15 protein-coding genes and 1 pseudogene are annotated in these 26,152 nt (G+C 42.7%); 4 read left to right on the top strand and 12 right to left on the bottom strand.

Going from position 1 to position 26,152, the window contains the following annotated elements; genetic code table 11:
* Positions 1 to 14 precede the first annotated feature (14 nt).
* The 6 genes from V7K76_RS04080 to V7K76_RS04105 all read right to left on the bottom strand — a co-directional run bounded on the left by V7K76_RS04080 (position 15) and on the right by V7K76_RS04105 (position 12,777).
* Positions 15 to 2,447, bottom strand: coding sequence for a hypothetical protein (locus tag V7K76_RS04080; RefSeq protein WP_334774481.1), 2,433 nt, complete (start codon positions 2,445 to 2,447; stop codon positions 15 to 17).
* Positions 2,448 to 2,899: 452 nt separating this feature from the next.
* Positions 2,900 to 3,526, bottom strand: a complete 627-nt coding sequence (locus tag V7K76_RS04085; protein ID WP_334774482.1) for a transposase — start codon at positions 3,524 to 3,526, stop codon at positions 2,900 to 2,902.
* A gap of 75 nt (positions 3,527 to 3,601) precedes the next feature.
* Positions 3,602 to 7,633, bottom strand: coding sequence for a TonB-dependent receptor (locus tag V7K76_RS04090; RefSeq protein WP_334774483.1), 4,032 nt, complete (start codon positions 7,631 to 7,633; stop codon positions 3,602 to 3,604).
* Positions 7,630 to 9,180, bottom strand: coding sequence for a hypothetical protein (locus tag V7K76_RS04095; RefSeq protein ID WP_334774484.1), 1,551 nt, complete (start codon positions 9,178 to 9,180; stop codon positions 7,630 to 7,632). Before V7K76_RS04095 ends, V7K76_RS04090 begins: the two co-directional genes overlap by 4 nt.
* 358 nt (positions 9,181 to 9,538) lie before the next feature.
* Positions 9,539 to 10,102 (bottom strand): hypothetical protein, encoded by a 564-nt coding sequence (locus tag V7K76_RS04100; RefSeq protein ID WP_334774485.1) that lies wholly within the window; start codon positions 10,100 to 10,102, stop codon positions 9,539 to 9,541.
* A gap of 185 nt (positions 10,103 to 10,287) precedes the next feature.
* On the bottom strand, positions 10,288 to 12,777 hold the full coding sequence (locus V7K76_RS04105; protein WP_334774486.1) for a beta strand repeat-containing protein: 2,490 nt from the start codon (positions 12,775 to 12,777) through the stop codon (positions 10,288 to 10,290).
* A 981-nt stretch (positions 12,778 to 13,758) separates the two neighbouring features.
* Between V7K76_RS04105 and thrC (V7K76_RS04110) the strand changes: the two genes are divergently transcribed.
* Together thrC (V7K76_RS04110) and V7K76_RS04115 are read left to right on the top strand one after the other, a co-directional pair.
* Positions 13,759 to 15,069: a threonine synthase gene (gene thrC / locus V7K76_RS04110; RefSeq protein ID WP_334774487.1), complete on the top strand. Its 1,311-nt coding sequence runs from the start codon at positions 13,759 to 13,761 to the stop codon at positions 15,067 to 15,069.
* Positions 15,070 to 15,195: 126 nt separating this feature from the next.
* Entirely contained in the window at positions 15,196 to 15,471 is a 276-nt protein-coding gene (locus V7K76_RS04115) for a ubiquitin-like small modifier protein 1 (RefSeq protein WP_292850995.1), read from the top strand.
* 141 nt (positions 15,472 to 15,612) lie between these two features.
* Here the strand turns inward: V7K76_RS04115 and V7K76_RS04120 are convergent.
* Both V7K76_RS04120 and V7K76_RS04125 read right to left on the bottom strand, forming a co-directional pair.
* Positions 15,613 to 15,903: pseudogene (locus V7K76_RS04120) on the bottom strand (hypothetical protein); the annotation flags it as partial.
* A gap of 649 nt (positions 15,904 to 16,552) precedes the next feature.
* Complete coding sequence (locus V7K76_RS04125; RefSeq protein ID WP_334774489.1) at positions 16,553 to 18,220, bottom strand: iron uptake porin; 1,668 nt, start codon at positions 18,218 to 18,220, stop codon at positions 16,553 to 16,555.
* 311 nt (positions 18,221 to 18,531) lie between these two features.
* On the opposite strand from V7K76_RS04125, the gene V7K76_RS04130 reads away from it, so the two are divergent.
* Positions 18,532 to 20,901 (top strand): hypothetical protein, encoded by a 2,370-nt coding sequence (locus tag V7K76_RS04130; protein WP_334774490.1) that lies wholly within the window; start codon positions 18,532 to 18,534, stop codon positions 20,899 to 20,901.
* 60 nt (positions 20,902 to 20,961) lie between these two features.
* On the opposite strand, the gene V7K76_RS04135 is transcribed toward V7K76_RS04130, so the two are convergent.
* Entirely contained in the window at positions 20,962 to 21,147 is a 186-nt protein-coding gene (locus V7K76_RS04135) for a hypothetical protein (RefSeq protein WP_334774491.1), read from the bottom strand.
* A gap of 1,155 nt (positions 21,148 to 22,302) precedes the next feature.
* Here V7K76_RS04135 and thrC (V7K76_RS04140) point away from each other — a divergent pair.
* A complete protein-coding gene (gene thrC, locus V7K76_RS04140) occupies positions 22,303 to 23,394 on the top strand; it encodes a threonine synthase (protein ID WP_292851010.1) in 1,092 nt (363 codons plus the stop codon).
* Between the two features lie 80 nt (positions 23,395 to 23,474).
* On the opposite strand, the gene V7K76_RS04145 is transcribed toward thrC (V7K76_RS04140), so the two are convergent.
* The 3 genes from V7K76_RS04145 to V7K76_RS04155 all read right to left on the bottom strand — a co-directional run bounded on the left by V7K76_RS04145 (position 23,475) and on the right by V7K76_RS04155 (position 26,076).
* Positions 23,475 to 23,945, bottom strand: coding sequence for a hypothetical protein (locus V7K76_RS04145; protein ID WP_334774492.1), 471 nt, complete (start codon positions 23,943 to 23,945; stop codon positions 23,475 to 23,477).
* A 296-nt stretch (positions 23,946 to 24,241) separates the two neighbouring features.
* A complete protein-coding gene (locus tag V7K76_RS04150) occupies positions 24,242 to 25,444 on the bottom strand; it encodes a cysteine desulfurase family protein (RefSeq protein ID WP_335029681.1) in 1,203 nt (400 codons plus the stop codon).
* A gap of 5 nt (positions 25,445 to 25,449) precedes the next feature.
* Positions 25,450 to 26,076: a type I restriction endonuclease gene (locus V7K76_RS04155; protein WP_335029682.1), complete on the bottom strand. Its 627-nt coding sequence runs from the start codon at positions 26,074 to 26,076 to the stop codon at positions 25,450 to 25,452.
* Between the last annotated feature and the right edge of the window lie 76 nt (positions 26,077 to 26,152).

A 26,152-nucleotide genomic window follows, 5' to 3' on the forward strand; every position in this document is an offset into this window, starting at 1 on the left:
CTCTCTAACTAAAGCTATTTCACCTTAGCGCGGAAGCGCACAAAACCATAGGAATTAGCTGGTGTACCAGATCCAGTTGCAGCCGGCAGACTGGGAAAACTTGGGACTGTAATATTGACCACTACTGCCCCATTGGTGTTAATACCGCAGTATGATGGTGTGGCTGAGTCATTAGCTGTATAAAAACGCCCGCGATCGCTATCTGCTACATTAGTTAGATAAGCCGTAGGTGTAGTAGAACCAATAGCTAGGGCAATTCCTTGATCTGCTCCTGGCAAGCCGCCATCATTAGGAGTCATCCCATTAAAAGTATTAGGAATAAAAGTAACATTACCAGGCACTAAGTCACAAATGCGGACATTAGTTGCATTAGACAGACCATTAGAAAGAAAGTATATGGTATATTCTAATTCGTCCCCTAGTTTGACTATCCCAGCATTAATCAATCCCCGCAAATAACCAAGTGGCCAAGGTTTATCGCTATCATCATCAGTCTCATGGAGGGGTGATACATAATTGGCAGCACTGGTAGAAACGTCACTGCGACCATCTACAATGTCGTTTAAATCCTGGTTATTGATGCGCGTGATCCGTTTAACTAAAAGTAGCTTAGGTTGGCTACCTGTAAATGGCATGGTTACAGTAGCCGGTGTGGGATCTTCTTTACCTGCTGCATCTACACCTGCCACAGTAAATGTGACCGTTATCGCACCATCATTTGGATCTAATGTTAGCTGAGTTGGGTCATAATTACTAATAACTTGGTTCGCTGTTACAGCTACGTTGTTGTAATAAAGTATCCCATTTGTTGGCAGACTAATAATCTTGAAACTTTTGCCAACACTAAAATTGCCATCTTCAGGATCGGTAGCTGATAGGGTAGGTACTTGCGATTTATTGGTTCCCCCTGGATTCGTTTGCACAGATGCAGTGACGTTATTAGTATCGGGTAACTGTTCAATCCCAAAGTCCTTACTAGAGATGTTTGTGCCAGTATTAAAAATAGCCGTCGTCAGAGGGCTAGTATTGACCCAGTTAGTGGGAAGAGATGGCGCAGGGGCAGGATTACCCACTGTGCCAGCAGTTGTACTTAAGATAATTTTAACGTTGCTTTGATTCAAGGGGACATCAAGAAAAGTGTAAGTACCATCTGCTGCGACAGGTGTTGTTTTTAAAACATTATTATTTGCATCCACCAGAATTGCATTTAACAACCCACCTGCATTAGTACCTGTTTCCGAGCCAGTATTGATATTAGTAAAAGTATTATTAGCGCTATTATCAGCATCATCCCAAACCTTGCCGCTCAGGAAATCATCATCATAGATCGTATAATTGGAGACGACTGTTGGGGAAGCACCACAAGTTGTGGTCGAACTGGCGAAAAAACTAGTTGAAGTTTGTATGGTGAATATAATTGTCCTCACACCTTGAGGAACATTATTATTAATAACAGTAAAGGGAATGGTAAAAACACTAGTGGCATCACTACCATCGTAGTTTCCTGCCGGGATAGTGATATTAAAGGTAGATGTGCCTGATGTTGTATTGTAATCTGTGCCCAAAACTGCTGTACCACTGACGGAGATAGGAACACTTATCCCTCCAGTTGGCACTAAACCAACGATTCTGAGTTTTGGAGGATTAGTTGTAGGGTTAGTTTCTGATTCTGCTGCACCACCCGAACTTGCTGTAAACTCAACCACAGGTTTACCAGCAAATTGCACTTCATCAAGGAAGTTGCCTATGGTATTGTTCCCACCGGCTGTAGAAACAGCCGCAAATCCTACAGGATTATTCCCAGTAGTTCCGGTGTAAGGAACAGTGCCAGAGTATCGCACCCAGCCATTTCCGGCGTTATTGTTAGTTACAGTAGGAATAGTTGCACCATTCTGGGCTAATGGTTGTGCCGTAACTGTTCCATTGCTAGTTGTTGAGAACGTGCCAAAAATAGTTGATGTTGAACTAGTATTTAGTCCAATGAGAAAATTTGCCACATCAGCAACAGTTGCACTTGAACGCCCACGATGTAAAAAAGAGAATGTGATCGTCTCATTTTGAATTAGGCATATATTCTGATACAACTCAGAAGCTTGTTCAGCATTTAACTCCGCAAATTGATTCCCTGCATTAGTTGCTGTACTAGCGCCATTAAATCCTGAAGTCCAAATCTCAATTAGTGGTACTGAGCCTGGAGATGTATAACCAGTACAGTTACCTGTTCCCACTGCTACTGAGCCATGAGTGGTACTCCAACCAGGGATAAGGCTTTGATCCACTTGAACGTAACATTGTTGATTAGCAGAACCAAAAACCGGCGACTCAAAGCCTGGATTTAAGAACGATCGCTGGATATATTGAGCTTGTACTAATGTAGGTTGAAGTACTAATGTCGCACTCATCAGCCCCCAGCCCAACACCTGAAAATTTTGCCATAAGTTTTTCATTAGTAAGTCACCATGAATCAATTCAAAATTCAAAATTCAAAATTCAAAATTAAAGACAGCCACGCCACTTGCAGGTGGGGTTTCAACAACCCTTGGGAAACAATGATTCTTTCTCTACGAGACGCTACCACGAACGCGCCACTTGCGGGCGAAAGCGCGTAGCGGGACAAAGTACGGTTTTAAACCTCACTTCTTTTCAGAAAATAACCTTTAAAAGATGCTCATTTCCCTAACTTTAATCATCAATGATGTCTGATTTACCTCAAATAAATCTCCAGTCTTTAGATTGCCCAAAATCTTAGATAATCTACCATCTGTATTTATATTTTCTGTGGCGATCGCTTCTAAATAGTGAAAAAAAGATTTGATTTTAAATTTAATAAATCTTGGTTATAAATTGACGATTTGTAGAGACGTTGCATTGCAACGTCTCTACATTGTGGGTATAAACATCACATCCATAAATTTGTAGGGTTATTTTTGTCTTTGTCCCATTTAATGGAATTATTAATGATGTATTCTCGAATTCGGTCTAAAGAAGCATCGGCACGAATGATGTGGTCATAAAATCGAGGCTGCCAAGCAAAATTTTCATAACCATTTTCCCGATACCAACGGGTAACGGCAGATTTATACGATCGTGCGATCGCACTTAATGAACCTGATTTTGGGGATATTTCAGACATGAATTGACGCTGGGTAACGTCGCATAAAGTTTTCTGTTGAATTCTGTCGCGTTGTGTAGAGACGTTGCACTGCAACGTCTCTACATACTGCAACGTCTCTACATTTTGGGATAGGGGTTTATCAATAACTACAATTCCGTGGACATGATTGGGCATAATTACGTATGTATCAATTTTGATATCTTCAAAATGATTGGGAATTTGTACCCAATATTTTTGAGCAATTTCTCCTATTTCCGAAAGTTTTACCTGACCTGACACGACCTGACCAAAATAATCGAAGCAATCTTTAGTACAAATGGTGATGAAATACCAAGCATTAGCAGCATAATTTCGATTTGGTAAACGGGTGGACTCTACGCGGTATTTGCCCTGAAATCTTGGTTTGATCATCGTGAAAATTCCCCATCCCTTGTTTACAACCCAATGTAGAGACGTAGCACTGCTACGTCTCTACAAATAACCGTTTTATATTTCACTCTTTTGCATCCCCCTGGTTGCAGCCTTGAGTTTATTCACCAAAGTTTTCATCGCTGATTCCTGTGGCTGGGGTGGCGGAATCTTTTGCTGTCCAAAACCGTCAAACAATTCGTTGAGTTTAACCGTAAAGCCTAAATACGCACCTCCCGCAGAACGTGTGCCTGAGAAATCTCGGTCATCAACTTTACCAAATACATATCCAGCAGAGACGCGCAGGTTAGGCGTGAGGTAGTAGCCTGTTTCTACAACAAAGCCTGTTTCGCTATAGCTAGACTGACTAATTACACGAGCTTCACCCACCAAATCCCAGCTATAGCCCAAACGATAGGTAGCTCGTAATTGGGCTAGATTTACTGTACTAGTACCAGCTAAATCGTTAGCTAAATAAGAGGTGCTGTTACGCAAAGCATACTTACCGTAGAATTCCCATTGCCAGTTAGGAGCGTAAATCGCTTCTAAAGCAAAGGTATGGTCTTGGGAACCTGTACCACTTCCTAAGAGGATGGTGTCAGGGATGGTTGAAGGATTTTGGCGATATTCATAACGCAATAAAGCATTAAATTTATCGTTATTGGGGTCGCGGTAGGCTAGACCCAACTTCAAGGTAGCTGTATCCCCCAATCCTAAAAGCTTTTGATTGGAAGAACCAGCTTGTTGATAACGCACCAAGGCTGTGAGAGCCGGAGAAATTTTACCCGCAACACCTGCGGTAATTACTGTATTACTTCCACCAGAAGAAGAACGATGTTCATAACGGGCGCTGGCTTGAAACTGCGGATTATCACTGTATTCCAGCCCAATGCTGTAGCTATCGCCACCATCAAATCCGATCGCAGATGCAGATTGACCAAAAGCGAAGGGTTGGGCATATTGTTGACCCGCCGCAGTCTGTCCGAAGAAGTTGCCAAATACGTGTTCGTAAGCAACATTCAGCCGCAATCCATGAGCAATAGTCCAACGATTATTTAGACCAATTGCCCCTTGGGTAGTCATTTCGTTAGCACCACCCAAAATTGAATAACGACCGGTCAAGGTAGTATCCGATCCGAGTTTGTGTTCACCGTTGACACTCAAGCTAGTGATGGAATTACCCGAATATTGACCACTACTATAAAACTGTTGGGCTAAACTGACACTGACACCAGGAATTACTGCCCAATTCAAGCCTAAGATGGTGCGGTCTGGGTAAATAGGATCTTTTTGGGAAGATAAACTCAGTTCATTTTGGGCTTGGAAAGTCAGGTTTTTAGCTAGAGGAATGGAAAAACGCGATCGCAATTGATCGGAATTACTACTCAAACTACTGTCGGGGATGCGGTCTTCCCGATAACGATGAATCCAATCCAGATCAATAGTGGCACTACCTAAACGTTGTTGAATTCCAGCAGAAATTGTCGTCAGCGAATTATCAACCCTGCTCCCAGGTATCGCATCAGAACTGGGTGCAAACAGTTCTTCAAAGGTATCTAGGGGTTGGGGAGCAATCCCAAAATTATCTTCGTGGTCGTATTGCGCTGTGAGGTTGGTAGTTGAGTTCACTTTCGCTGTAAGCTGCGCTCCATAACGAGTTTGTCCTGGGACAAAGCTGACAGTGGCATTATTAGCAAAGCCTGTATCAGCAAAGCGATAATAGGCACGGCCTTGAATTCCGTGAGCAATTTGTCCCTCAGCTTCCAACCGGTAAGCGTCACCTCTGACTCTTCCCACAACATCAGAATCATTAGTGGAATGGGCGTATTCTGCAATTAACTTACTCTGATTACCTAAAGAAATCAGCGCATCTGCACCGTAGAGTTGAAAGTCGCGTACTCCGTGATTTTCTTGGACGTAAGTTGCTCCTATCCAGCTTTCGGAGTTAAGCTTGCGGGAAAGGTTATATTGCAAACGACCAGCATAGATATTGCCATCAGAGTTTTGATCGTCATATTGGTAGGTAACAACAATCCGACGTACCAATACTTGTCCAGTTTGATCGACATCGGTACGAAGAATCGGTTCGCGGAATAATAATGTACCGCGATCGTAGTCGATTTCGTAGTCTGGGCCTCGGTTAAGCTGTTTACGTTCTAATACAGTTCCAGGACGATTGAGTTCTTCTAACTCGATAAAGACATTTTCACTACCTGCTTGTAGTAGTCTGCGAGAGAGGAAGTAATAACCACTAGTACCATCGGGAGCAATGGTATCCCGTTGAAACCCCTCTAAGTGGTCGCCATAGAAACCTGTAATTTGGAGATTTCCTAAGTTGTAGTTAGCTTTAAAACCGTGGAGTTGACGGGTAATCGCAGTAAATTGCTGAGATCCCCGCGCAAATTCTTCTGTGTTGTAGTCACCCCACATAGCATAATCAGGGGAAACTCCGGGGATACGAGATGAACGCTCGAAACGCAGAAATACACTGTCAATGGAAGGAGTGATGACATCAACTTTCGAGCTATCGCCATAAACAGGATAGTTTTGCTCGTTGGATTGGTAAGTTCTAAACAGGCGGTTATTACAGTCACAATCTTCGTTGAGGCTACGAGAACTGTTGTATGCACCCGTAAACAACCATTCCCCGATCGCACCAGTGGCAAATACTGCGGAATGGAAATCTAATTGCGTGCCGTTGTTGTTGTCAGGAGGGAGAAAATCACTGAAACTGCCGTAATAATTTGTACCTCTAGCCCCCAAACGTAAATCTATGACTCCAGTAACTAAACTCGGACGCAATGCCGTTTCAAATTGCAGTTGAGTAAAAGCTTCTAAGTTATTAGCTATGGCGCGAATACTGACAGTTTGGGCTTTTAGCTGCGATCGCAATGTCGCTGTAAATTGTCCGCCTTTCGCCTCCACTTGAAATCCGGGTTCATCGGGCTTGAAGTCTTTCCCGACAAACTCCCCAGCAGTGGGTATGAGGGTGATTACAGCATTACGATTAGAGCGATTGCCACCTGCATCGAGCAGTTGACCCCGAATTGTCGCTGTCGAGCGTCCATCTGCTGGGATACGAGACTCAACTGTTTCTAAAGTTAGTCGCTGTGGCGCTCCCCGCACTGCGACTTGCAATGTTACAGGGGGTTCTGTTCCTCCAATAATTTTTGCAGAGATGGTGTTTGCCCCCTCTTTTAACGAGACACCATACCATGTCTGCGTTACTAAGTTGGTGGTGGCATCATTTTCCGTTCGTCCTACTAAAGAAGGGTCTACCAACGCACCATTCACCCGCAATTCCACCTGACTACCAGCAGGAAACTGTACAATCACTGTGCTAGCTTGGACATCTACAACACTGTCAGCCGTTGGAGTCAGGATTTTGATGGCTGTAGATATGGGGAGAGTGGGAGACACAGGAAGATTTTCCTTCACCCCTTGTCCGTTCTCTACTCCTGCTATTTTGCGTAAGCCTCTAAGCAAACCTACCGAAGTTGCTGGTTGAAATGGTTGTATTGCCCTTGGGGAAGCTTGCAACTGTGTCTCGGTTTCTTTACCTCCATCATTTTTGTTCTTGATTTCAACTACTTTGTTTAAGCCTGTGGGTAAATCAACAGAGTTTGCTGGTTGAAATGTTTGTACTTCCGTCTTTTCCTCAATTCCGGCTACTTTGCTTAAGCCTGTGGGTAAATCAACAGAGTTTGCTGGTTGAAGCAGTTGTATTTCCGTTTCACTTGCCTGGAAATCTGGAATTGCATTATCAGTAGTCGGTGCTGAAGAAGTGAAAGAAAATTCATCAGATGGAAACTGCTGCTTAGAACTTTTCACGTTATTTGGAAAAACCAAAGCGGAACCTAATCCCCTAGCGCTCTTCCCTTGTAGAGAAGGAAGAGAATTCAAAGCCTTTCCCCAGCTAAGAGCTCCCTGCTCCCTTGTCTTTTCTTCAACACCCTTTTCTGTTTGCGAAGGTGAATCAGGGAAAAGGAGATTTTCACTAGTGATTTCAGCTTTGACGATAGCAGGATACAAAACCAGGCAGAGAGCTACTGGCATTGCCCCCATCAATTTCAGCTTAAATATAGTTGCACAGTGCAGTCTGGGTTTCATTTCTTGACTGGCTCCTGAAATGTGGGGGTGACAGCGAAGTTCATACGTACCAAGCCACCAGACTCTAAACGCACCAAGCGAGATTGGCTATTTCGTTCGCGGAATTTTTTGTTGGGAGCTAGGGTATAACCAGGTATACTGCTGAGGTCTAGTACACCTGTGTGGTATCCAGGTAAGACATTAGCTAAGGAGAATAAACCATTAGGATCTGTAGTGATGCGGTTTCCGTCCTCCAGAAAAATCACTGCATTTGGTATCCCCGGCTCATCAGCTTGTTGTTCACCGTCAAAGTTTTTATCAACAAACACCCGGCCGATAATCGTGCCACAGTCAGAAACGATTCCTGAACTAATTTTCAACTGGTGTGTTGCAGGGCCATCCTTGGTGCTAAAACGGTTATCGGCTCGTTGGGCATTAACGATCGCACTGTTGCGACCTGTTCCCCGCACCGCATCAGGTGTTAGTTGAGCAGCGTAGACAATATTCAAGACTTTCTGTGTAGGAATGGTTACATCTGTGCGGAATGTCACTGTATTACCATTGCGTTCTGAAGTGATAGTGACGAGTTGACCATCCACCTCTCCCCGCACAGATTTCGGCAAAAAATCGAATCCTAAAGGTAGGTTGTCGGTGACAAATATATTATTCAAACCAGCATCAACGAGATTTTTTACTGACAGGCGGTAGATTACCGTATCTCCAGGTTCAGCAGCAGCGCGATCGCCTGTTTTGATAATCTGTAGCTGATTGGCTTGACACAAATTTGTAGTAAATTCAAAGGCTAATAAATCCAGTCCCACAACTTCTGCATTGGGAACTAAAACAATTGTTTGTTCTACTCTGGTTTCGCCTGTGATACTGATTGGTTGACCATCCAGAGAACTAGCGACATATCGCACAACATTATTACCTTGTGTGCCAGTGCTACCAAGGATTTCAATCTTGATCCGCCGCTGTGTGTAGATAGAATTTGGTGGCGGATTAACTACAAAAATGTAGGTTTTACCTGGATCGGTTTGACCCTTATTGGGATCGAGTAGGAAATTGTAGACACCCGCAGGGTTATTCGTAACGAAGTAAGGGTTACTATTCTCGGTATTTGGCGATCTACCACCAGGAACATTGTTATTAGGAATATCTGGTAACTCTGTTCGAGTCAAAGCAACCAAGCCGCCTAATTCTGTCCCCGTTGGGTCGCTAGAGTTAGGTTCATATACCCCAACTGAAAAACCTGTATAGTCAGGTAAAATTGTGCCAGCACAACCTAAAATCCGTCCTGAAGGATCAACTAATGGGGTGGGACTAGCATTGATCTGACTAGAACTTCCTTGATATTGATTATTATTAGCTGAATCTGTATAAGTGTAAGTAGCTTGATTTATTAATGGCGAAGACGCAACTTGATTGTTAGTCTGTTGCGCGATCGCCGGTATAGATATAGTAGTATGCAGAAAACTTCCCAGAAGAACAGTAGCTGTTAACCGTCGCCACCAGCCACTGCTAGAAGTAATTTGCTTTTGGTTTTGAGGACGGCTCACTGAACACATCTCCTATGAAATGTCAAGCTTGTTGTTAATAAAAGCACTTATTTATTTGTGAAAATCCAGTTAAGCCAAAACCCTTTAAAAATCTTGTTTCCAGGTTCCATCTCGAAATACAGTCACAAAGACGGCCTATCCCATTGGTGTCAACTTAAGCTGGAAATAGCTTATCTGTTGGCTTCCATGCCCGCCCGGAAATAAATTTCTTTGGCTTTTAGCTAAAGTCTACTGAAGTAGACTGGAGATTTTTGGCGATATTTAGTCATCTTCAGATGACTTTCGCTATGAGACGGGAATTTCAATTCCCGGCGGACAAGCGGTTTCACGTTAAGTTGACACTAATGGGCGTATCCCCGCGTTCCAATCAGCGCACTTGGGTTTGATAAGTCACTTTGACTGTTGTCTTCGCTGCAAGAGAGGGAATCTGCAAACGGATATGGGTGTAAGCACTGGCTGGTGCTGGTTTTGTTTCCACTTTGCCGTTAGGAAGAGTAACTTTCACAGTGGGATTTTCAACAAAGCTACGCCCGCCATCAATGCTGTAAAGAACTTTGGCATTGTTGGCGACATTGGTAGAATTCAGCACGTAGACCATTTCTTTCGGAATAGGTTGATTAAACGTCAGATTCTTCACTGGGCGATCGCTCTTATTTTCGCCACTCAAGGTATATCGCAACACATCTCCAGGTTGCACCACAACTTGACCTTTTAAAGGTTCCCATTTCTGACTTTGCTTACCCTGCTGATCCTGTGCTACTACTTGCTTTTCTGCTTCTAAACGCAATTGAATTTGCCCTTGAGTTTTGATATTCTGAGCAATAGCACTTGTAGAATGCCATACATTTGCGATTCCCGGAATTTGACCGAAAAATGGGACTGTAGCAATGAGAGCGAAGGCTCCTAAACCTGCAAGAGAAACACGCTTCATAATAAATAACCTCAAAAAATTTCCAGAATCTTGATTGTTGACTTATCTTTCCCTGCTTTTGCGAAGAAAGGGTCACTCCCCTATTTGCTTCCTGTTTAGAGTTGGGGATAAGGTTAACTGGTTTGCGGCGATCGCTCTCTTAGAATCTGCGAACGTCACAACCCCCAATCCCCAATCCCAAGGAATTAATTCACCTTGCGTTGGAAGGTAAATGTTCTTTGAACGCCCGGTGCGATCGTCCCAGTTACGGTATTTACGTACTTAGCAACATCAGTGCTTGCTGTAGTTCCAGTTTGGTCAATGCCAGAGTTAGTTGCTGGATTACCATTAAAGAATTGGATAGTTGAAGCTCCAGAATCTTTAGCTGAACCAACAATGTTGCTAGTATCAATTTGAGTGTTATTGTCGTTGTCTAGCGCCCAGTTGTTGGGGGTTTGCGTACCATCTTCAGTAATCACAACTTTGTTAGCATTCAAAATCACGTTACCGGTTCCAGCTTGAGGATCGGAAATATTGCTGTACTGAATTTGGTACTCAATAATGTTTCCTGGTGCAGGCTTTTTCGGATCGATACTGAATGTGCCATCATTCCCCTGGACTACAGGCCCAGTTCCTTGTAAGACTCGCGACACTTTCAGCAGTTTCAGGAAGCCAGTGTAAACGCGATCGATGGAGATGTTGTTAACCTCACCAGTATCAACTACACCATTATTATTAGTGTCAATAAAGGCAGTAATGGGTACTGGGAAGCCCTTATTGATATCAGTCGATAGTTTCGTACCAGCTGGTAGGTCAACTTCTACGCCATAATTTACACTGCTTCCAGCAGCAACACCAGAGATTTTAATTGGTGTGTTATTGGCTGCGAGGGTGAAAGTGCCAACGTTATTGGTGATGCTGTAAGTATAGACAGCAGATTGACTGTTATAGCTAACAGTCACCTTTGTACCATTGGGTAAATCTGTAGCTGTAGCTGGTACTGTTGGTACTATTGTAATGTCGTTAGAGTTAGTCCCACTGTTCTTAATTGTGTTAGTGAAACCAACTGATTGTGGGTCAAGCGTACTACCAGGTAATGTGTTAGGAGGAACAAAAGAGGATTTGTTTGTGAAGTCGTCGTTATTATCTGTTGGGCCAACAGCATCCGGTGCATTATTCGGCCCGTTTAAAACTGAGTTTGCTTGGGCGACTGAAACGGTGTAGACGTTAACATTTCCTATAACAGAATTAGTACCTTGGTTGTTATTACCTGTGTCAGTTTGATTGGCGGGAACTGTACCGGGATAATAGCCAGAGTCTACTGTAGTAGGAAAGGCTCCATTAGTGGGGTTGATGTTATCTGGATTTTGGTCACCTGAATCGTCAAAGAGTAGAGGGCTATTTGGATCTCCAGCAGTTTTACCGAACACTTGAGCGATGTTGTTAACATTTGTCGCTGTCGTTCCTGTGATTCCAGTGGTCTTTACTTGGACTGTAAAACCTGTAACGGTTGTCCCAGTGGCAACTGAAGAGATAGAGTTAGGATCGTTAATAAAACCAACCCGTTTAACTACACCACCTGTGACATTCGCACTATTAGTTTTCCACAAAGCCTGATCGGCAGTTGTAGTTGCAGGATCTTCACCAGCATAGACCACTATCCACCCTGAAGGAGCGGTTGGGGTTCCATTAAGAGTTGTTAATGCTGGAAGTGCATCAGAAACTAAGATGCGAGTAACTGAATTACCGTCTACATTGATGGTTGTACCAGCTAAAGCTGCGGGTGTTAGCCCACGATTGGTTACGTCGTTACTCTCAACTCGCAAGCTTAAACCATAAGTCAGCACATCATCATTGAGTACGGAAGTGTTACCAGCGTTATAACCTGTCCGAGTTTTGAGTATTGTGGCTAGAGCAACAGTTTTAGCTGTGTTGCCTACTTGAATTTGCTGGGTAATACTAGATTCTCGTGTACCGTTAACTGGTGCGCCAGGAACTTCCCCGCCACCTGCGTTATCAGGATTATCTACAGTATAAACGTCACCACCATCGGGACTCCGCAGTTGGTTTTGGGCATCACCAGGCGTGTTACCAAGGGTAACTTTAATTATGTCACCCGACTGAGCGCCAGTCTGTACAGTTACCGGCACACGCACCAATACAGTACCACTAACCGGAATTGAGGGTGTATCTACACCACCGGCTGTTACGTTTGTCCAAGTTGCACCACCATCTGTACTGTATTGCAATGTGCCACTAGCTGGTGTTACCCCATTTTTATCAGCAGGAAGTACACCAGAAACCGTACCAGGCCCAGTTGTTGTTGCTTGGTTGGGAATATGGAATTTGGTGGGGTCGTTACCTACGTTTGTTAGGGTGTAGGTGTAGGTTAGTAAATCGTTAACTCCAACAGTGCCACCATTGTTATCTGTAACACCCGACGCTGTAACAGTAATACCCGCAACCTCTGCTACTGTCACAGTGACAGTGTTAGAGGTGGAATTTATAGTTGTCCCTGGATTGTTGGGATCTTCGTAGGTTGCTGTGGCAGTGTTACTGATAGATGTACCCCCAGTAGTTCCGTCAGCTAATACAGGTGCAACAAATTGGAAAAGGCTACCAGTTAATAATGCTGTTGCTACTAGAGATTGGTAAACTTTACGCTGCTTGTTGACAGATTTATTTCGACTTACCATAGAAGTAGTTTGTTTGTTTGCTGAACTTGTATCTTGGATTTTGAGACAGGATAAAGTTCGGCAATTCCTTAAAGAACTGCCGATTATAGCCCCCCAAAGCTTCAACCTTTCGGGAATGCCTATTTAAGGAGTTAAATTATTGACACTCCTAGCCGTATTGAGGCAATAACCAGAAATAATTTGTCTACTTGTTTTACGCTTACCCTTGAAAATCAAGGCTGGCAATCGCAAATATGTGTAATTTATTAATGTGTTTTGCTGACTTATCCATGTTTATAGCAATGTAGCTTTTAAAGCAAAAAAAATCTTCCGTATAAATAAGTAATTTCTCTGGCTGTGAATGAGTGCATCAAAGCTGAAAAATTAGCTTTATTTTGGCAACACACATAGAAATTTTAATGGTTGAACGCAGACTCTAGGAAGAATAGAAGCTATATTTAATAATGCTTTTGAGTTTTGGCTGTCATAAATCTGTATTACTCTGTGGAGTTATTTAGATTAAAAAATAGAAAGTTAACTAAGCGATCTAAATCGCTTAAATGAGATGGCATTTTAAGTAAATGCAATTTAATCATATTTATCGAGGAAGGCAGGAGGCAGAGGGCAGGAGGCAGGAGGAAAACAGCGCTGGTGCCTCCTGCCGCGACCAGAGGGAGCAAGGGTTTAAGACCCCACCGTTTATACGGCGCTTACAATTGGGAGGGGTCTGAATCCTCTCCCAATTGTTCCTTCTGCCTCCTGCCTCCTGCCTCCTTCAATAGCAGTATTAATCCTGAGTATTTTAGGCTGTTTTCTTTTTTTTAACATTATTCGTATAAGTATAAGTACTAGCTACAGCGATTACTGATATCAAAGTTTTACAAGAATAATTCCATTCAACACTAAACATACCCGACTATTTTTATCGGGTATGTTTGACTGGTATTTTTGCTCGTGTTAGTATCAGGCGACAGCCGACAGACAAACAGGGAAAGCTAGTTTATGACTCAGGCAATTACAACCCAAACCCAAACCCAAACCAGCACTGCCTACTTTCAAGCCTTGAAGTGTAAGGAATGTGGTGCAGAATATGAACTCAAGGCCAGCAATGTTTGTGAGTTATGTTTTGGGCCATTAGAAGTTAAGTATGATTACAACGCCCTACGTCTGACTGTCACTCGTGAAACAATTCAAGCTGGCCCCAATTCCATTTGGCGCTATCGTCCCTTTTTGCCTGTCGCAACTGATAATGTTATTGATGTGGGAACGGGGATGACTCCCTTGGTTCGTTCCCACCGTCTTGCCCGTCGCCTGGGTCTAAATAAGCTTTATATAAAAAATGATGCCGTGAATATGCCCACCCTGAGCTTTAAGGATCGGGCGGTGTCTGTTGCTCTCACCCGTGCGCGGGAATTAGGCTTTAGCACTGTTTCTTGTTCTAGCACGGGTAATTTGGCAAACTCTACAGCAGCGATCGCAGCTCACGCCGGTTTAGACTGCTGTGTATTTATTCCCGCAGATTTGGAAGCCGGTAAGATTCTAGGCAGTCTGATATATAGCCCTACTGTCATGGCTGTTCAGGGTAACTACGATCAAGTAAATCGTCTCTGTTCGGAAATTGCCAACACACACGGTTGGGGTTTTGTCAATATTAATCTGCGTCCTTATTACTCTGAAGGTTCAAAGACACTAGCCTTTGAAGTTGCAGAACAACTCGGTTGGGAATTACCTGATCACGTCGTTGTTCCCCTTGGTTCTGGTTCGTTATTTACCAAGCTTTACAAAGGTTTTAATGAATTTGCAGAGCTTGGGCTAGTGGAAGGTAAAAATATCCGTTTCAGTGGCGCTCAAGCAGATGGATGTTCCCCCATTGCCCAAGCCTTTAAAGAAGGACGCGACTTTATTAAGCCAGTTAAACCGAATACAATTGCGAAATCCATCGCGATCGGCAACCCAGCAGACGGCATTTATGCTGTAGAGTTAGCCCAGAAAACTGGCGGTAATATTGAATCAGTCAATGATGCAGAAATTATTGATGGCATCAAACTGCTGGCAGAAACCGAAGGCATCTTCACAGAAACGGCTGGTGGTACAACCGTCGCCGTGCTGAAAAAACTGGTCGAAGCTGGCAAAATTGATCCAGATGAAACTACCGTGCTTTACATCACCGGCAATGGTCTGAAAACGCAGGAAGCATTACAAGGCTACATTGGCGAACCTTTGACTATTGATGCTAAGATAGATAGTTTTGAACGTGCCCTAGAGCGATCGCGTACTCTAGATCGCTTGGAATGGCAACAAGTCCTCGTTTAAATAGGAGTTAGGAGTTAGGAGTTAGGAGTTTTTTTATTCATAACTCTTTACTCCTCACATCTCACCCCTTACAGATGACTCCTAACTCTTCACTCTTCACTCCTCACCCTTTCACTTTGTACTTCTATGGCTGTAAAAGTTTTAGTTCCTACAACTCTTCAGAGTTTTACTAATAATCAAGCTACTCTAGAATCCACCGGCAGCACTATTGCTGAATTGTTAGATTCCTTAGAAAAAAGCTTTCCTGGTATTAAATCTCGGTTGTGCGATGAACAAGGAAAACTACGTCGGTTTGTAAATTTTTACGTCGATAGCGAAGATATCCGTCATCTAGATGGGATTAACACAACTCTTAAAGATGGCGATGAAGTAAGTATTGTCCCAGCTGTCGCCGGTGGTTAATACAGAGAACCCCAAATCAGTAGAAAACTGACGATACAACTCTTTGAAAGATTACCCCATTCCCAGTCTGAGACTGGGAATTCTCCATCAGTGGGCTGCCGCCTCCCTGACTCGCGGCAAAGACGCTTTTCATTTTGCTAACTATGCAGTAATTATCTGAGAAAGTCTTTGTTGCCAAGACTCATTGTCATCGATAGTTAAGATAATCCGTTTGTAGGATTCATCTCGCAATTGAATCGTTAAATAATTTGTCTCTCGATTTACATACCAAAACTCTTTACCACGGTTAGTGTAATAAGTTCCAGCCTTAATCACTCCAGGAATAAAGCTACCAGGGGCACGCAATTCTCGCCAATTACTTTGGGGTTCGGCTGTCGTAACTTGTTCAATATGGGCTAGTGATATTTGCCAAAGTTTATTCAAGCGAACAGCTTTTCGCGTTCATTTGACAGCAATGGCATCTTGCCCGCCCTGATAATGCAAGTTGTATACTTAACAGCTTAGGACACATTCGCGTAGCCTCTCGTCAGAGAAGGAAGAGAAGCTTATCTGAACTGTATTAATTTATATTCTTGTTTTATTGGTAAGCATTTGGCAATTTGGCAGATTGTAATTAAAGTATTTTGATATATTGCAGAAATTACCAAGATGTTTTTACTTATTATACAGAGGACGGGCTAACCCCCGTCTTTTTTGTTGCTGATTAGCATTTTGGGATTAAATTACAATCAAGTAGTTGTATGACTATCTTTAACATCTATATTAATATGCCCTGAATTATGGCAGATTAATTTTATCTTCTAGGTATTCAGTTATACTAAGCAATCCATTATCAGGTTTCAAGATATTTGCACACATCCTATAGGAAGATGCCCTATGAATAGAATAATGGGTAAATTGACTTGGGATGTTGTTATGCACTGGATTTATACAAAGGTTTGGTGGTGAGCCAAACCTTTTTTATATCTATTTAAAATTGGGTATGAGGCATTACAAAATAGATTTTCATTGTTTTTTGTAAGCAATTAGGTATAAGCCTCTGTCAAGACTTAAGTTCTATAAGATGTATCTGCAAGCAGAATTAAAAACTGAAAGTACTCCGCAAAATGCCAATAGTAACTGAATCACTATCTGGTGTGTTGCCAGGCTGGATAAGATGAATTATTCCTGGTGTAATGCTGATATTATCTGATAATTGGAAACGATAAAATGCTTCAATTTGAGTAGTTGTTCCTGGTTGTCCACCTGCACGTCCTAAACCTGTATTGATAAAATCAGGAACATTATTCCCTACAGGTAAGTCGCTACTGGTGATTTTAGGAGGTTGACCGACATAAATTCCTCCCAAATTTCCTTTAGCAAATAAATCAGGGAAATTCAAAAACACCATATAATTTGTTGTCTCTACATTTCCCGATTGCCCAGGAATATAAGATTTAGTATAACCACCCCATGCACCTGCGCTAATGCGGGGAGAAATTTGCCAAGTTAGAGTCGCACCCACGGCGTTGGTTTGCAGAGGTGCTGATTTTCCAGTCGTGGTATTAACCGCAGTTAAGCATTCATCGCCAACAAAGGTTAGCAAACAACCATTTGAAGAGTAATTGTTAACGTAGTACAAACTTAAATCTAGAGTATTAGTTGGTGTCAGTAGCAATTGCACACCTGTAGTGGTGGTTCCATCAAATAAACCGCTGCCTTTAGCGGGATTTCCTGGTTGATAACTAGTGTAAATTGCCTGCAAACTAGCGCGTTTAGCAAATTGCCAATCAATAGCTATACCGCCATGACCGTATCCCATATTTAAAATTGGGTTTCTTTGGGCAAAATAAGACAACGGCCCTGTTGCAGCACTTTCTACACGGTTGGGGCCTCGGAAAGCAGCTGGCATACTTACACCGTCTGTTCCCACCATTACTGCTAATGTATTTGTCACCAGCCAATGAAAATTGAGGTCGCTTACAATTAAGTTACTTGTAGGAAATTCGTAGCCAAGTAAAACATCATTCCGGGAAACACTATTGGTAAATCTAGGTGAGGTTTTTCCCTGACCATCTATAAGACCTGTAAACAAGTAACTAGTGGGAGTGATTTGACTAGTTAAATATAGCTGCGCCAGAGATATAACATTAGTGTTTGTCCCTGCATCATTTGTATCTTTTTGTCCATCTCTAGGATTAACATCACCACGATTGCTAGTCCGTCCCTGAATGCCAACTATCAGTAGTCCACTGAGTTTGGTTGTTGTTGAGAATTGGTTGGCTGCAATTTCGGTGGTTTTGGCTTCTAAACTATCGACACGACCCCGCAAAGTTGCTAATTCAGGGGCAAATTCTGACTGCAATTTTTGTAATGTTGCTAAATCTTCGCGAGTCACTAAATCGTTGGTGGCTGTAGTGATTAATTCGTTGACTCTATCTAAACAAGCATTCACACCCGCAGCAAATTCATAGCGAGTTAAGGCGCGATTACCGCGATAGCTGCTATCTGGATAGCCTGCGATACAACCATAGCGTTCTACCAAAGACTGTAGTGCTTGGAATGCCCAATCGTTGGGTTGTACGTCTTTGAGTTGAGATACCGATGTAACTTGCGCCATCGGTTCATCTGGAGAGAGGGAGGGAGACGAGGGAATAATATTATCACTCTTAACTCCTGACTCCTGAGTAGTTTCTGTATTTATGTACTCTTGTGCTAGTACTTTTTGTGCAACTCCATTTACTCCTGCAATAAGTAACCATGCAAGCATCCATGTTTTGCAATGATTGCGGCTAATAAATCTACCTTTCAATTTTTTACACTCTGCTTACATACTTAAGTGAAGAGTGTATTCGCGATCATCTAGTGTTCACATGGGGACATTTACGGATTTTGTCCCAAATTAGACTTAATGCTTCTAGGCAACTTCTGCAAGGACGAGTATAACAGGGTATTGGGGATTGGGGACTAGGGACTGGGGACTGGGGACTGGGTACTTGGGATTGGGTACTGAGGACTAGGAAAGAGTTTTCTCAATCCCTAATCCCCAATCCCCAATCCCTAATCCCCAATACCCAATCTATGGCAAATCGCTCACGCAAGCTGACGCCAAAAGCCTCGAAACTAAATAAAACTCGTGCTGGTGCAATGAAACGTGTCGCTAAAAATCCCCAGAAAAAGCTAAAACGGGGAAGTTGGTTGTCGTCAATGTTAGCGATGTCTACGACGGGCTGCGCCTACGCAATTCTGTTCATTAGTGCTAGTCTAATAATGGCTTTTGCCTGGATTAGCGTTCTCTTCATATTCAATCCAGATCGGGTAAGCTGGCTGAATAAAATTTTACCTGCATGGGCACAAATCCCCCTTGGGAAGCACGAACGTCCCCAAACTCTCAAACAAATTCAACTCGATTTGAGTAAAAAAAACCAAATATTTGGGGAACCTCTGCCTTTAAATCAAAATACGGAAACCTCATTTTTACTGCCAGTTTTTCAACAGCGTGCTAATTGTCAATCTGATTGTAAAGAACTTGTGGAACTCAGGGTTTACGAGCTATCAGTCGAGTTAGAGTTTAAATCTGAGTCAGAAAATTACTACTATTTAGCGACTCAATTACCTATAACTGGCCCAGAGGAATCTTCTGTAACTTCCCCCTGGCTTGATGAGACATCAGAATCCCAAGATATCAGCATTCCCTTACCTTTAACTCAAGTGCAACGCTTTGAAGGTGGGACACCATCACCAGGAGTTTGGTTTAATTTGCGGGGTCAACGCCATCAAGAAACTGGTGCGATCGCTTACGGTCAAGTCGTATACTACAATCCAGAACGCAGGAATTTACTACAAATGTTGTCTTGGACTAGTCCGAATGGACAATTGCCCAAATGGCAGCAGGTAACTGGTGATAGTACCAAAGAATTAGTTGTTGATGAAACAGTAGGTTTAGAACCGCACTTACAGGTTTACCAAGTCAAGTCTCTGAAATTATTCCTTAAACCAATTCAATTAGAGGAAATTACCCTCAAATCACCAGCCCTCAAGGATTATGGATACCAAAATGCCCTGTCAATTGCCCGTAATGGACTGTGGACACCAGCTTTTGAATGGTTAAAATTTATCAAGAAACAGCGCAAAGGAGTTTTGCCAGAGGCGGCGCAAGCCCAAATGGATTTGATTCGCTTGCATTCCCAATTGACTCAAACCCAAGCCCAGAAAATTTGGGCTAGTCCTAGTCAACAGGTGTTGGCAGATTTGATTGATGGTCGCTGGGGAAAAGCTTTACAGGTGTTTGAAGTGTCGCCACATAATTCCCAAGAAATTGCGACTCTACTTAAAGCTGATAAAAAACGATTGTGGAATCGGACAGTGGCGGCGTTGCGGGTGAACCCAAATAGACGAGAGGTGCAAGCTTGGTTTGCTTTGATTTTAGCGGTTCAACAGGGAGAAGGACATGCTAATTCTTGGTTAAAGGCGCAACCAAAAATTACCAAAGAAAATCTTGATTATATTCAAAGTCTGTTAGCAAGACTCAATGGTGAGATTACAAAGTCGCAAATATCTAGTCAGATTGTTGGTACGGTGCAGCCAATCACTCAAGTTACTAGCAGTGAGTGGCTGCAAGCAAATTCTACCGCCGACCTGAAACTCACAGATAACCAAGTTTGGTATCAGGTGGAGGTGAGTGCATTTAATGACGGTAAACGCTGGCTAAATTCCCCTTTTGAGAATTTGAACCCACCCAAAACTGACACTGCCAAATTTTTTTGGAAAATTTTGGGAATCACTTCTGACCCTGAAATCCAGATTGTGGTCTGGTTGCCTAATGGAGAACAAAAAATTAGTATAGCCGCTATCAAGGCGGTGCAACTACGGGGTAAAGTTTTGCGCCTATTAGCTGCTGGCCCAAAAATCCCAGAGAATAAAAATGATGTTCTTCAACCCAAACCTTTAGCCCTGACCAATGCAGCACTGGAATGGGTGCAACCATCTCCCATTACTCTACGAGAACTGTATCAACAAAATCCCCAAGGGGTAAAGGTAATATTATCGAGTGTGTGGCAATCTTTGCAGAAATCTGGCGAAATTATGGCTGGTGCTATTCCTACCTTTGAGGAGATGCAGGAAAAGTTGGGTGATTGGCCGGTTCAAGTAATTGATTTAACAAATAACGCTCAACCAGAAATAATACTGACTATATCACCAGAAGCAATAGCATCTCTGAATCAGTCTAAACCTGGAATTCCGGGGGAAAAGACAGAGCAACGCCGTGACCGAACTATAATTTTGTCTGATAGCAATGAAGTTATTTACACTGATTTTACAGGAAATGACTTACAAAGACTCTCTGCGATCGCCAAGCTTTCGGGCGTGCAATCTCTAGCTTTACTGGTAGAAAATGCTCATAACTACAGTTTAAAGCGCTGGTCACAGAAAAATCAGCGCTTTGAATAGCACGCCCTCCATTCAAATTTAGACTAGAGATGGACAAGGCGATCGCTCTACAAAATAGACTTATTCTTTTTGGTTAGTTTCGGCTAGACGTTGGTGTTTTAGGTTTTCTAACTGCTGCAACAGGGAATCTACCTCTGCTTGTAAATGCAGCAATTTAGCTTGCTGATCGTCTTGGTAGTAAGACTTAGTTAACTTACTGACCCAACTAGTTTGGGACTCGCAATCGGAAACACTATAAGTAGGCATCGTTAATTAAATCCACAATTTAACTCACACCATTAGAAATATTATAATAATGCTCTTTTAAGCTTTATTAAATAATTGTATAATTTCAATCAATTACTCTAATGGATTTTCGGTTCAATCATAAGAGACGGTGATTAGAATGGCTGGGTTCCAAATAAAACATCGATTAAAGCGTGCGAAGCTTCCGTCCACTCGAAGTTACTTAGAACTATTTAATTTGGTGGCCTGTCAATTATGGGTGTACTAATTATTATGACCGTTTTTAGGGAATTTACGCAAGAAATTATTTGTAGACTACATCAAGAATTCCGCCAAATTATGAAAAAACGTACTTGCTGACGTGTCTCAACTTCAGCTAAAACTCCTTTAAAACATCGTTTCCAGTCTATAGAGTCGGAACTAGACAACCTCTAAAAACTTGAACAGAGACATCTATGTATATTTCCGCAGAAAAATAAGAGTTTCAGAGAGGAAGGCACTAAGAAAAGCCCAAAAGCCTGTGTAGCCTCGTTCCCAGCCTGGAGGCTGGGAATGTATTCCGAGAGGCTCCGCCTCTGGTCAAGAAAGAGGAGGCGGAGCCTCCCAGAATGGGTTCCTAGCCTCCAGGCTAGGAACCAGTCAGCGCAAGGGCTGTATCTTAACTTAGTGCCATTCGTTTCAGAGAGTTCTTGCGTAAGTCTGATTTGTAAAAACACACCTTGCCCTGGCGAATTCTATGAGACTGTTGGTCAATTCACGGTGGGTTTGACCCCTCACCCCTAAAACATTGTTTGGCGTTGCTTTCCCGCCCTGAAATAAATTTCGGGCTAATAGCTCAAGTCCGTTGAAACGGACTTAAATCAGAGTAATCAGGAATGATGGGTTAGACCCCCTATTAATTCGCCAACAGTATCTTTCTAATCGCCTGGTATTTTTGCTAAATTTGTTGAACTGAAGGTTGCTATGGCAGTTATGATAAACTGACATTCTAAATAAAAAATAAAAATACCAAATTTAACGCCTGCACCACAAAAAATAATATTCTTAATTGAATTAAGGGACTCATAACTGGGAACTGGCAAAGAAAAATTCACTTTCTTCCTCTTACCCATTTTGCACTTCCCGATCTTGCCCTCTCTAAATATCCAATCCTTACATTAATAAATTTTAAATCCCGTGACTTTGAGCCTGTCTGTTGCTACATCTTATCGCCAACCCTGGCCTGGACTGATAGAAGCCTATCGCGAATACTTGCCTGTGAGCGAAAACACACCGATTGTGACTCTGTTGGAGGGTAACACGCCTCTCATCCCGGCGCCAGCGATCGCAGAACGCATTGGCAGACAAGTACGGGTTTTTGTCAAATACGACGGTCTCAATCCCACCGGCAGTTTCAAAGACCGGGGAATGACTATGGCAATTTCCAAGGCCAAGGAAGCAGGGGCAAAAGCAGTAATTTGTGCCAGCACGGGCAACACCTCAGCCGCCGCCGCCGCTTATGCCAGACGTGGGGGGATGAATGCCTTTGTACTGATTCCCGACGGTTATGTGGCGCTAGGCAAGTTGGCACAAGCATTGCTATATGGGGCAGAAGTATTGGCAATTAAAGGTAATTTTGACCAAGCCCTAGAAATTGTCCGCGAGATGGCCGAAAGCTATCCAATCACTTTGGTGAATTCAGTCAATCCCTACCGCCTAGAAGGACAGAAAACAGCAGCCTTTGAAATTGTCGATGCCCTGGGTGATGCCCCAGACTGGTTATGTATCCCCGTAGGCAATGCGGGAAATATCACAGCATACTGGATGGGATTTTGTCAATATCATCAAGCCAGAAAGTGCGATCGCTTACCCCGAATGATGGGATTCCAAGCCGCAGGTGCAGCCCCGTTAGTACATGGTAAACCCGTCGCGCATCCCGAAACTCTAGCAACAGCAATTCGCATTGGCAACCCTGCTAGTTGGGAGTTAGCGATCGCAGCCCAAACCGCCAGTCAGGGAAATTTCCACGCCGTTACCGATGCCGAAATTCTCGACGCTTATCGACTTTTGGCAGCATCAGAAGGTATCTTCTGCGAACCTGCTAGCGCTGCTTCTGTCGCTGGATTGTTGCAGGTGAAAGACCAAATTCCCACGGGGGCGACAGTAGTTTGTGTCCTCACAGGCAATGGTCTAAAAGACCCGGATACGGCCATTAAACACAATCACAGTCAATTTCAACAGGGTATTGCAGCAGAATTGGGTGCAGTAGCCAAGGCAATGGGATTTTAGGACATTGAGCAATTCAATTTTGGATTTTAGATTTTGGATTAAATTTCAATCTAAAATCCAAAATCTAAAATCTAAAATTCTTACTCCCTCTTCCCCTGCTCCGCCGCCACTGCTCGTTCGCGTGTCAAGCTATCAATGGCATCGCCCAAGGCAGTAGTTAGGCTATTGCGGCTTTGGGCGTGGTTATCTTGCTCAGTTTTCAAAGCTTGCAAAAGGCGATCGCGTTCTTTGATCACAGCGATGAGTTTAGCTTGCAAGTCCTCGACAGATTTTAGCTGGTCTATTTCTTGTTGGATAGCTTTGACTGTTGTCCCAGCTTCCAGCGTCCCTGTTTCAAGACCTTGGAGTTTGTGCAAATCTGCCTTGAGAGATGCGATCGCTTGTTGGGAGAGTTGGGCATCTGTGCGCCGTTGTTCTGCTTCTGTATTATAAAGCTGACGCCATTTTTGGGCACTTTCCCAAGCAGCATCGCGCTCATGTTGCAGGAATGCCATCTGCTCTTTGATTGTCTGGATTTCTGTCAACCACTGCTGTGTTAAGTCTTGATTCATAAATTAATAGCCATCGGTCGAGAGTCAATAGTTACCGTAAATTCAAGGGTTTAAGACCCCTACATCTATATGTAGCATCAGTTACCCTACGGGAAGCAAGCTACAGTTGGTGTTAAATCCCCGTCTGAAATGTCTTTAATTTTGAATTTTGAATTTTGAATTTTGAATTGTTAATATTCTGCTATCCCAGATTGCTTTATGTCTCTATATCTGATGAGCTTTCCATTTAACGTTTATTAGACATCTCCAGAAATTAAATATGCGTTATCCATAACCCTTGTAGAGACGTAGCAGTGCTACGTCTCTACATTCTTTTTCGGAGATGTCTTTTGTAAACTTTGAATGGTAGCGATCGCATGTTTCGCCACAATATCAATCTCTTCTTCCGTATTAAACCTACCAATACCAAATCGCACTGAAGCATAAGCTAGCTGTTGGGGATGTCCCAGTGCTGTGAGAACATGGGAAGGTGCAGTATTTGCCGATGAGCAAGCAGAACCAGAAGATATAGACATTACAGGCTGTAATCCTAGCAAAAGTGCGGCTCCATCTACTCCCTCAACACTGATACTCAAGTTTCCCGCCAATCGTTCTTGAGGATGTCCATTGAGATGAATTCCCTCAACTTGGGAAAGCTGTTCCCACAATCTTTGTCTTAATTGGGTGAGGCGTTGTTTTTCTGTTGCTTGTTCAGCCAGAGCGATTTCTACAGCTTTCCCAAAGCCGACAATTTGCGGTGTATACAATGTACCAGAACGCATTCCCCGCTCATGTCCGCCGCCGTGCTGCTGGGGAGCCAGTTGCACTCTGGGGTTGCGTCTGCGGACGTACAATGCTCCAATGCCTTTGGGCCCATATACTTTATGGGCTGTTAGCGACATCAAGTCAATTTTCATCGCTTCCACATCCAAGGGAATTTTACCAATAGCTTGAGCGGCGTCGGTGTGGAAAATGATATTGCGATCGCCTCCAGCAGCACCTAGTCCCTCGCGGCATATTTCTCCAATTTCTGCCAAAGGCTGTAACACGCCAATTTCATTATTTGCAGCCATCACCGATACCAAAATCGTCTCATGACGTAAAGCTTTTTTTAACTCAGTTAAATCAATCAATCCATCTTTTTTAACAGGGAGAATAGTAATTTCAAAACCGAGACTTTTTAAATAATTACAAGGATCAATAACTGCACTATGTTCCGTGGCAACAGTGATAATATGCTGACCTTTTTTAAAATAAGTTTCGGCAACACCTTTAATAGCTAAATTATTTGCTTCTGTTGCACCACTGGTAAAAACAATTTCTTCTGGAGTAGCGTTGATTGCTGCCGCTAAAATTTCTCGCGTTTGTTTAACAGCGGCTTCTGCTTCCCAACCATAAACATGACCAATACTTGCGGGGTTGCCAAATTTTTCTGTGAAGTAGGGGAGCATTGCTGCAAATACCCGTTCATCTATAGCTGTAGTAGCGTGACCATCAAGGTAGATAGGACGAAGAGACATAACTATTAACTCAAACTTTGACTTAGTTTTCTTAAAATTCTGAGAACTTGATATAATTCATTTTCTCGCTTAGATAAAGTGAATTTATCAGACAAAGCATACTTCGGTTTATCTTGCTTTATGAGCTTGATAAATTGAAAATCTTCTCCATTAGTTACACATCCAAACACAGGTTTATCTGGATTATGATTACCCAACATATAAGCTAGTGCTTGGGGTATAGCTGCTAAAATAGAAAAGCTAGCTCTTTTCGATTCAATTACTAACAGCCACAATTTTTCTTTAATAACCAGAACATCAATGCGCCCTCTGATAATTTCTTCTTCATCCTCTAAGACAATTTCTAGAGATTCTTCAGTAGTCAGAAAAAATGGTTCACGATAGAATCCTGCCAAGTCTAATAAAGGAGACAAAACTACCATCTTAACTGCATTCTCTAAGATTGGTGGATGTTTAACCAATCTCATAAAATTAGTTTTAACTCTATCTAGATATTGTTTTTCTATATCTGTGATTTCTGGCAGAGTTTCAAACCACTCTATAAAAAAATCTTCACCTTCAGTTTGTTGTAGACCAAATCTTGCTTCTAAATAAGCAAGACTAACATTGTGAGCTTGGATGACTTCAACCATAATCATTTCAAGTTGCGAAAAGTCTAGTTTCTTTCTTTAATCATCACATCGGCAGTTTCTAGAGCAATTTTATATA

The organism is Nostoc sp., assembly GCF_036917975.1.
Lineage (GTDB): Bacteria > Cyanobacteriota > Cyanobacteriia > Cyanobacteriales > Nostocaceae > Nostoc.